This is a genomic window from Paenibacillus sp. P4_A7, from assembly GCF_056402455.1.
On record NZ_JBFUHJ010000560.1, the window covers coordinates 1 to 3,223 of the forward strand.

Here is a 3,223-nt window from a genome sequence, read left to right on the forward strand (position 1 = left end):
GATTTAACAGATTACTTAAGCAAACCAATCACTGCTTATTCAGGAGGGATGAAGCGTAGGCTTTCTCTAGCCATCGCGCTGCTGCATGAACCTGAGCTTCTCGTACTCGACGAGCCAACCGTGGGAATTGACCCTGTCCTGCGTCAATCGATTTGGACAGAACTTACTTCCTTAAGCAAACAAGGGATTACGATAATCGTGACCACACATGTAATGGACGAAGCGGCTAAATGTGATCGGCTCGGTCTAATTCGTGGTGGCAATCTTATCGCATTAGACACCCCTAACGAGATTATAAAAAGTACAGAATCAGCTAGCATTGAGGAGGCATTTATCAAACTTAGCCGTGAGGGAGGAGAATTAGAATGAGGAGCCGAGCACTAGCCGTACGAATTATAAGACAATTCATACAAGACAAACGGACACTCGCTCTCTTATTTTTAGCGCCGCTGCTCATATTAAGCTTGATGAAACTCGTATTTGATGGACAAACGATCTCACCTGCAATTGGAATGGTCGATGTCCCTCCTGCCATGACAGAACAATTCGAACAGCTAGATGCTAACATCAGCGTTTATGCTTCAAGTGATGATRCGTTTGCAGCGCTCCAAGCCGGTGAATTGGACGCCATCATCCAGCAAGTCGGAGGCCAACCGAAGCTGACACTCGAAGGCAGCGACCCTTCGATAAACCGTAGTGTTTTGTTATTGATGCAAACCACATTTCAAAATAGCACAGGAACAGCTATATCGAATATATCCTATTTGCATGGTGGTCCCGATATGGCCGCTTTCGACTCCACTGGACCTGTACTCATTGGGTTTTTCTCGTTCTTCTTTGTCTTTCTGCTTGCTGGGGTCTCCTTTCTGCGTGAACGAACAAGCGGTACGCTCGAACGGCTGCTGGCTACACCGATCCGACGTCAAGAAATCGTCTTCGGTTATTTAGCAGGGTTCGGTATTTTCACCTTATTTCAGGCCACTCTAATCGCTTGGTTTTCAGTCGATGTGCTTGGACTATATATGGTCGGCCATATAGGCTATATGCTGCTTATAAACTTACTATTGTCATTAACAGCCTTAACACTCGGTACACTCCTATCCTCCTTTGCGAGCAGCGAGTTTCAAATCATACAATTCATACCGATTGTTATCGTTCCGCAAGCCTTTTTCTCCGGATTGTTTAATTTAGATGCAATGAATCCATGGTTGCAGAAGCTAAGCTACATCATGCCGCTTTATTACGGAGCAGATGCGATGCGTGGAATTATGATAAGAGGCGAGGGTTTTCGTGATTTTCAGCTGGATGTATATATACTAATCGGTTTTTCTTTATTGTTTGCCTTCTTAAATGTCGTGGCGTTAAAGAAGCATCGCAGTATGTAGAACAAATAAAATAAGCCGGCCGTCCATCCTCAGATGAACAACCGGCTTATTTTATATGATTAAACGTTATCCGCAGGTGTTGCTTGTGGTGAAAGCTTATCGAGCTGACGGAAACGAACAAGCAGCAGAAGCGCCGCCATACACAGTATACCGCCGAGTAAATAGGGAAGCCCCATTTGTACAGTAAAGAGGAAAGAACCTAGTAAAGGGCCAGCTATACGCCCTAGACTGTCCATTGATGAGCTTAACCCCGACGCAACGCCCGTGCCGACAGTCGTTTTCTGAGTAATTAATGAAGTGACACATGGACGAATCAACGAATTTCCGATGCCGAACACGGCAAGTGACATCGTTGCCCACCATAAAGAGTGAGCAGCAAGTAGAAGGAAGAAGCCAATTGCTGAAATAATAAGACCTGCTGCAATATACATTGGCTCTTGCCCGGACTTAATACGTCTGCGAACAACCCCACCTTGAACTAGCGCTCCTACAAAGCCGCACACAAAGAACAAGATGCCCACTTGCAGCGGAGTAACATCAAAACGTCGCATACCGAAAAACTGCAGCGTAGCTTCCATCCCTGCGAGTGTAAAGGTCACGAAGAACGCAAGCACATATAAATATTTCAGAGGCCCTCTAAAAGCTTGCCAGCGTGATACCTTTTTCTCCGTGCTATTACGCCTTTGTTCAGGTGAAAGTGATTCCTTAAGCTTTGATATAGCGAGTACAAATGTAATGAGCGCTAAAATCGAAGCCGCATAAAATGGTGCCTCCAGCGAAATGAGACTAAGCAGTCCCCCAAACCCTGGCCCGATGGTGAAGCCTAGACCGATCGACATTCCGACCAGTCCCATACCTTTCGTACGAAGCTCCGGAGGCGTTATATCCGCAACATATGCGACAATTACAGATGCGACAGCACCCGAGAAGAACCCGCCCAGTACGCGGGACAAATACATTAACGTCAAGCTGCCAGAAGATAATCCAAATAACAGAAAGCTGGCAGCGAAACCAAGAACTCCAATTAATATAATTGGTCTTCTACCTATCCGATCAGACAATCCTCCCCAAAAGGGAGATAGAACGAAAGAAACAGCTGAATAGATAGCCAACATCCAACCCGTATGTAATTCTGCATTTTTCGGATCTGTTGCTTGAATAATCTCTGGCATAACTGGGATGATAATTCCGAACCCAATAAATGTTGTCATTAAAATAGCCATTACTAAATAGATACGTTTATCTTCCATGCTGCACCCCTTCACCAACTTATGTTATCATAATTAACTAACCATTATATATGAACAATTGAAGAACAATCGCTTTGCATTGCTTCAATCACAAAAAAGTTTCTTGCATTCCCCCCTGTATTTGCTATACTCAATTTTGTTTGTAACATCTATAGAAAGGCAGGGATGACAGCGATGGACCATAGTAAAACACCACTTTTCACCGCTCTACGCCAACATGCGGCGAATGACCCCGTACAGTTTCATATACCCGGACATAAGAAGGGTCTGGGCAGCGATTCAGAATTCCGTGAATTTATCGGTGACAACGCATTGTCGATCGATTTAATCAATATAGCACCGCTTGATGACCTGCATCAGCCAACCGGAGTTATTGAAGAAGCGCAAAAGCTAGCTGCCGATGCCTTCGGATCAGACTATACTTATTTCTCTGTTCAAGGAACAAGCGGCGCTATTATGACTATGATATTAACCGTTTGTGCGCCTGGTGACAAAATCATCGTTCCACGTAACGTGCACAAATCAATTATGTCTGCAATCATTTTTGCGGGTGCCAGACCTGTATTCATTTCTCCCGCTCGCGATAAC

General features: G+C 44.8%; 3 protein-coding genes and 1 pseudogene. 3 read left to right on the top strand and 1 reads right to left on the bottom strand.

The window, feature by feature from the left end; translation table 11 throughout:
• A partial coding sequence (locus AC1DWN_RS30945) for an AAA family ATPase (protein WP_477562699.1) occupies positions 1-369 on the top strand: 369 nt, incomplete at its 5' end.
• Complete coding sequence (locus AC1DWN_RS30950) at positions 366-1,385, top strand: ABC transporter permease (RefSeq protein ID WP_477562700.1); 1,020 nt, start codon at positions 366-368, stop codon at positions 1,383-1,385. The genes AC1DWN_RS30945 and AC1DWN_RS30950, both read left to right, overlap by 4 nt.
• 59 nt (positions 1,386-1,444) lie before the next feature.
• Here the strand turns inward: AC1DWN_RS30950 and AC1DWN_RS30955 are convergent, their stop codons facing one another.
• The gene (locus AC1DWN_RS30955; protein WP_477562701.1) at positions 1,445-2,635 is read right to left on the bottom strand and encodes an MFS transporter; all 1,191 of its coding nucleotides are present in this window, start codon (positions 2,633-2,635) and stop codon (positions 1,445-1,447) included.
• Positions 2,636-2,809: 174 nt separating this feature from the next.
• Between AC1DWN_RS30955 and AC1DWN_RS30960 the strand changes: the two are divergent.
• Positions 2,810-3,223, top strand: a pseudogene (locus tag AC1DWN_RS30960) (arginine decarboxylase); the annotation flags it as partial.

Excerpts from the sequence above, each read along its gene's own strand:
- AC1DWN_RS30955 (WP_477562701.1), bottom strand. The coding sequence starts at position 2,635 with ATGGAAGATAAACGTATCTATTTAGTAATGGCTATTTTAATGACAACA.